Origin of the sequence: Prevotella rectalis (assembly GCF_900607215.1) — a bacterium.
GTDB classification, from domain to species: domain Bacteria; phylum Bacteroidota; class Bacteroidia; order Bacteroidales; family Bacteroidaceae; genus Prevotella; species Prevotella brunnea.
In genome coordinates, this window is record NZ_LR027822.1 from 913,255 (window position 1) to 919,700 (window position 6,446).

Annotated in this window: 4 protein-coding genes and 1 pseudogene; all 5 read right to left on the reverse strand. The window is 46.0% G+C overall.

Annotated elements, in window-relative coordinates; translation table 11 throughout:
• Window positions 1-227: 227 nt before the first annotated feature.
• A complete protein-coding gene (gene asnS / locus E0E16_RS12205; protein ID WP_130830470.1) occupies window positions 228-1,619 on the reverse strand; it encodes an asparagine--tRNA ligase in 1,392 nt (463 codons plus the stop codon).
• Window positions 1,620-1,728: 109 nt separating this feature from the next.
• Window positions 1,729-3,234 carry a pseudouridine synthase gene (locus E0E16_RS12210; protein WP_130830471.1) on the reverse strand — a complete coding sequence of 502 codons (1,506 nt, stop codon included), beginning with the start codon at window positions 3,232-3,234 and terminating at the stop codon, window positions 1,729-1,731.
• A 138-nt stretch (window positions 3,235-3,372) separates the two neighbouring features.
• A complete protein-coding gene (gene purB, locus E0E16_RS12215) occupies window positions 3,373-4,719 on the reverse strand; it encodes an adenylosuccinate lyase (RefSeq protein WP_130830472.1) in 1,347 nt (448 codons plus the stop codon).
• 661 nt (window positions 4,720-5,380) lie between these two features.
• Window positions 5,381-6,226 carry an IS3 family transposase gene (locus tag E0E16_RS12220; protein ID WP_255418181.1) on the reverse strand — a complete coding sequence of 282 codons (846 nt, stop codon included), beginning with the start codon at window positions 6,224-6,226 and terminating at the stop codon, window positions 5,381-5,383.
• A gap of 32 nt (window positions 6,227-6,258) precedes the next feature.
• A pseudogene (locus tag E0E16_RS13730) lies at window positions 6,259-6,446 on the reverse strand (hypothetical protein); the annotation flags it as partial.

Sequence of the window (6,446 nt, forward strand, 5' to 3'; positions counted from 1 at the left end):
CAATCATGGAAAAGCTGTAAACTCCACAATTTCTAAAAAAACAAGAAGATGAGAATAAGCAAAAAGACTTAGAAAGCCAAGAAGTTCAAGAGAAATTCAAGAATGTTTTGGAATTTAAATAAATGTAAAATGCCACCGGTCGTTGCATGGGAGCAACTCACCGGTGGTATTTTCATGGGTGTCGCGAGAAAGGTTCATTTGTTCAATGTTATCGCATACCCATAGATTTAGAACTCGGCATTCTTGGGTGTGCGAGCAAACGGAATGACATCGCGTATGTTTTGCATGCCGGTAACGAAAAGGATGAGACGCTCGAATCCCAACCCGAAGCCACCATGCGGACAGGAACCGTATTTACGCGTATCGAGATACCAGTCGTAAACTTCTTCTTTCATGCCACGCGCGCGAATTTCCGCTAACAGTTTCTCATAACTTTCCTCACGCACAGAACCACCGATGATTTCTCCGATGCGAGGGAAGAGCACGTCGGTTCCCTGCATGGTCTTGCCATCGGCATTCTTCTTCATGTAGAACGATTTTATCTCGCTTGGATAATCGGTCATGATTACCGGTCGTTTGAAATGCTGTTCCACCAAATAGCGTTCATGCTCACTGCTGAGATCCATTCCCCATTCCGAAACAGGGAATTCAAACTTCACGCCATTGTCTTGTGCCTTTTTGAGAATATCAAAACCTTCCGTGTAGGTAAGGCGGACAAACGTTTCCTTCAGCACTCCTTCCAAACGGGCAATGAGTTCCTTGTCAATCATCTTGTTCAGGAACTCAAGGTCGTCCTTACAATTCTCCAAAGCCCAACGAACACAATATTTAATGAAGTCCTCCTCCAAGTCCATGAGTTCTTGTTGGTCGATGAACGCCACTTCCGGCTCAACCATCCAAAACTCTGCCAGATGGCGAGGCGTGTTTGAATTTTCAGCACGGAACGTGGGTCCGAAAGTATAGATGGCTCCGAGCGATGTTGCTCCCAGTTCCCCTTCCAACTGTCCGGAAACCGTCAGGTGGGTCTTCTTGCCAAAGAAGTCATTGTCGTATTCTACCTTCCCCGATTTAGCCACTCTATCCAAATCAAGAGTGGTTACTTGGAACATGTTGCCGGCACCTTCACAGTCGCTACCCGTAATCAAAGGAGTGTGGAAATAGAAGAATCCGTGTTCATGGAAATAGCGATGAATGGCTATCGCCATATTGTGGCGAATGCGGAATACGGCACCGAACGTATTGGTACGCAGACGCATGTGCCCATACTTGCGCATATACTCAAAGCTCTGTCCCTTCTTCTGCATGGGATAGTCGCTCGGACACAAACCATAAATCTCCATCTCGCCGCACCTAATCTCGGAAGTCTGTCCCTTGCCCTGACTTTCCACCAATTTTCCGGTAACGCTGATGCAGGCACCGGTGGTAATGTTCTTTAGTTGTTCGGGATCGAGGGCTGCCGGGTCGATGACCACTTGAATATTCTTGATGGTGGAGCCATCGTTCAAAGCAATGAAATCGACAGCCTTACTACTACGATGGGAACGCACCCATCCTTTCACGTTGATATCTTTTCCAAAGTCGGTGCACTGTAACGCATCGACGACTTTTGTTCTTTTCATTGATTGTAAAAATTAAGACCTTCGCCCACACCTTGAAAAGATAGTGAGCTTTGGTATTCATATTTCTCTTGGTTTCTTTCTCCTCTTCACGGAGGAGTGTTGGCTGATCTTATTCAAAAGCGCCCATGCGCAACATATCCACTTCCTGCTCGGTAAGGAAACGCCAATCGCCGCGACGAAGGTTTTTCTTTGTCAGTCCGGCAAACTGTACGCGGTCGAGTTTTACCACACGATAGCCCAAGCTCTCGAAGATACGGCGAACGATACGATTTTTTCCGCTATGGATTTCTATCCCCACCTGACACTGGTCTCGGTCGTCGGGATATTCTATGGCATCGGCTTTAATCTCGCCATCATCCAATTCAATGCCATCGGAAATCTGTTGCAAAGTCTGTGGCATAACCGGTTTATCAAGGAAGACATGATAAACCTTTTTCTTCAAGAATTTTGGATGAGTAAGTTTACTTGCCAAATCGCCATCATTGGTAAGCAGAAGCACACCGGTGGTGTTTCTGTCCAAACGTCCTACGGGATAGATGCGCTCCGGACAAGCGTCCTTGACCAAATCCATGACCGTCTTGCGTTGCTGGGGATCGTCGCTGGTGGTAACATAGTCTTTGGGCTTGTTCAGCAGCACATAGACTTTCTTTTCCAAAGAAACGATCTCGTCCTTGAATTTTACCTCATCGGAGCGCAGCACCTTGGTTCCCAACTCGGTAACCACCTCTCCATTCACGGAAACGGCACCTGCCTGTATATACTCATCAGCCTCTCGGCGTGAACAAACTCCGGCATTGGCAAGGTATTTGTTCAAGCGCAAAGGCTCGTTGGGATCAATATTCTCTTCCTTGTATTCAATGCGTTTCTTGAAAGAATATTTCGCATTGGGATCATAATCGGCTGTATGCTGACGGTAGCCGCCCTGTCCGTATCCATTGCGATTGTTATAGCCACGGTTCTGATAACCGCCGCGATTATTATAGCCACGATTCTGATAACCTCCCTGACGAGGTTGATAGCCCCCACGGTTGTTATAGCCGCGATTCTGATAACCGCCACGATTCTGGTAACCGCCGGTGGGATAGGAATGTTCCTCACCTTCTTGATTGTAACGCGGACGATAGCCACCCTGCTGCGGACGAGGCTGGTAAGCGTTTTGTTCTCCGTCCTGATTATAACGAGGTCGATAACCGCCTTGTTGCTGACGGTTCTGATAGCCATAGTTTTGATAACCGCCCTGACGAGAGTGATAATCGTTGGAGTCGCCTTGATTATTATATCTTGGACGATAGCCTCCCTGCTGCGAACGAGGCTGATAACCGCCCTGACGAGCCTGATAGCCTCCATAAGGTTTATTGTTTCTCGGACGATAGTCTCCTTGACGTTCGTCACCGGCGTTTCCCCCGAGATTGGCTCCAAATCCTTCCGGACGGAAGCCCTCGTCGTTTCCGTTACGATTTACGTAAGCTCGTTGTGAATGAATGCGCGGACGCTGCTGATGAACCGCACCACGATACTCTCTCTCTGCGCCATTCTGTCCGTCGGGTGAATAGCCTTCACGGTTAGTTTCATTCTGAACGGACTGACCTTCTTTGTTTTCTAATTCTTCTGTCATAGTTGTTTTACTTTAAATTTTTCACGTTTGACCTCACGGTCATTTTTCTTCATAATTTGTGTTGTATATATTCTCTTTCTTTTTATTTACAAATAATATGTTCCATGCGTCCATCGTGTAGGGAACGAAGGGATGAGTTTACAATCCCGTGTAATTTTGCGGTGCAATCGCCATCAGTTCCTTTTTTACACTTTCGCTCACATTTAATTCCTTGATGAAGTTGTGTATGCTTTCTTCTGTCATGCGCTCGTTGGTTCGGGTAAGAGCTTTCAACGCTTCATAAGGATGTGGATAACCTTCGCGCCGGAGAATGGTTTGTATGGCTTCGGCAACGACAGCCCACGTGTCCTCCAAGTCGGCATTGAGCTTATCCTGATTTAAGATTAACTTGCGAAGTCCCTTCAGCGTACTCTGTATGGCGATTACGCTATGTCCGAGGGGAACGCCCACATTACGCAAGACGGTGGAGTCGGTCAGATCGCGTTGCAAACGGCTGATGGGTAGTTTCTGCGCGAGAAACTGCAAGATGGCGTTGGCAATGCCCATATTGCCCTCACTATTCTCAAAGTCGATAGGATTCACCTTATGGGGCATGGCACTCGATCCGACCTCGCCCGCCTTGATTTTTTGCTTGAAATATTCCATGGAGATATACATCCAAATGTCGCGATCCAAATCGATGATTATGGTATTGACGCGCCGAATGGCATCGAAGATAGAACCCAAATGGTCGTAATTACTAATTTGGGTGGTGAACTGCTCTCGGCAAAGTCCCAATTTCTCGCTCACGAACTTATCGCCAAAGGCTTTCCAGTCATACCGGGGGTAGGCAACGTGATGGGCGTTGTAATTGCCGGTGGCTCCTCCGAATTTAGCGGTAAGTTTACAAGCCTTGAGTGACTGAAGTTGTTCCTCGAGTCGATAGGCAAACACCTGTATCTCTTTCCCCAAACGTGTAGGGGACGCCGGCTGACCATGTGTCTTTGCCAACATGGGTACATCGCTCCATTCGTTGGCATAGGCTGTCAGTTGAGCTATGAGTTCTTCCACTTGCGGAATGAAGACTTCGTCAAGAGCTTCCTTGAGAGAAAGGGGTACGCTGGTGTTGTTGATATCCTGAGAGGTAAGTCCGAAATGGATAAACTCCTTGTAGGCCTCGAGTGAACCAATCCTGTCGAACTCTTCCTTGAGAAAGTATTCCACGGCTTTCACGTCATGGTTGGTAACTTTTTCAATCTCCTTGACGCGTCGTGCGCTATCTTCGGAGAAATCACGATATATCTTGCGCAACTCCTCAAAAAGAGTCGCATCGAACGTTTTCAGTTGAGGTAGGGGGATTTCACACAGACTGATAAAATATTCTATCTCTACTCTCACTCTGTAACGGATGAGTGCGTATTCTGAAAAATAATTGGCAAACTTCTCAGTTTTTCCTCTATAACGACCATCTACGGGCGACACAGCTGTTAATTCATCAAGAACCATAACAATAATTGAAATTAATAGATTGCAAATTTAAGAATTTATATCGAAAGTATTGCAATAATCGAATAATATTTCATTAATATAACAATTGAAAGTTTTTAGCTCAAGTCCATCATAAGGTTATCCCCCTTCGGTTGCATCTTTTCTCATGGCGCAGCGGCAAGAGAATAAAACACCGGAAAACAGTTTTTTTCTTTCTGCCGAACATCTTAATCCTCTTATTTCTTCACCACAATTCTACCTCCGGGGGGAAAAACATGAGAAGTTTTTTCAAACGATAGCAATCGCGTCGCGAAAGCTTAGCTTTTGCGTCATAAAAGCTTAGCTTTTACAAGGCAAAAGGTAAGCTTTTGAAACACTATTTGTAAACCGTTGTCTTTTCCTGAATTCACTTGTCAGATCTGACGATGTATTTCTGTTTTACTTGTCAAATATTTTCTTATTTACTGAATGACTTGACATTAACATTATATAGTTTAAATTTGAAGTCAGTGCACTTGCATAAAAGAAGATGGACAACACCTAAGTTCCGTCATATTTTCGGCAAGGTCTTAGGGGGCTCGATGCCCCCTGGGACCTTTGGTGAAGATGGCATAAGACCGTCGTTCGCCATATTTTCGGCGTTCCAAAGATACTTTATATTTTTCTTTTTTGCAAGCATTTATCTCTTTTTCCAAAGATTTCTCCCGGGCTGTTCGCCTCTATAGACATCCATCGGACATTTCATTCCTATGCTCATATGCGGTCGTCTGTAGTTGTAGAAGGCTATTGCCTTGGAGATTTCCATGTTGGCCTGGTCATAATCTCGGTACATCTCCTGCTGGTAAATCCACTCAACCTTAAAGGTTCCATTCGTCCTTTCCGCCACAGGATTGTCCGTAGGATTGTACCGTTCTGTCATACTAACCCTGATATGGTGGCACATAAGAGTTTCAACATATAGGTGGCAGGCGTATTGCGAACCTCTGTCAGAGTGGTGTATCGTTCCGCAGAGGTTGCCTCCTCCGGCTGCCTTAACTGCCATTAGCAATGCCTCCTTCGTATTTATAGCCTCCATGGTTTCGGATAAGCACCAGCCTATGACAGCATGTGAGTAAACATCTGTAATGAGATGGAGGTACAGGACGTTGCCGTAAATCCAAACGTAGGTTATGTCGGCTGCCCAAATGTGGTTAGCATACATTGCCGTAACACCTTGTACAAGATTAGGATACTTCCTATAAGGATGATTGGAGTCCGTTGTACGTCTTCGCTTGTTCTTGGGAAGCATAAGTCCTTCTGAAGCAAGTACTTTTAAGAAGGAGTCGCGACCATGAGTAACATCTTCACCTAGCTCCGACTTGAGGAGGACGTGCAGTTTCACACCGCCTATCCCGGGACAGCAGGCACGATAGTAGAGTACATTGTCAACTATCAGTTTACGCCTTTGCCGCTCAGAAATCACAAGCTTGCTGCTTGCGTAATACCACTGGCGTTTCTTGCCAAACAGCCCACAGAGGAATTCCACGGATACACCGGGAAACTCCTCACGCAGCGCCGTTACTGTTTGGCACCATCTTTTTTTAAGATGCTGATACCCTCCTCGGATTCGGCTATCTCTATGAGTTTCTCATAGGCACGGCTGCGCATCTTCTCCAAAGACAATGCGTGTTGGAGGTTCACTATCTTCTGGCGCAATATCTCATTGTCTGTCAAATTCGTTTCTTTATGAGCCATACGATACCTCT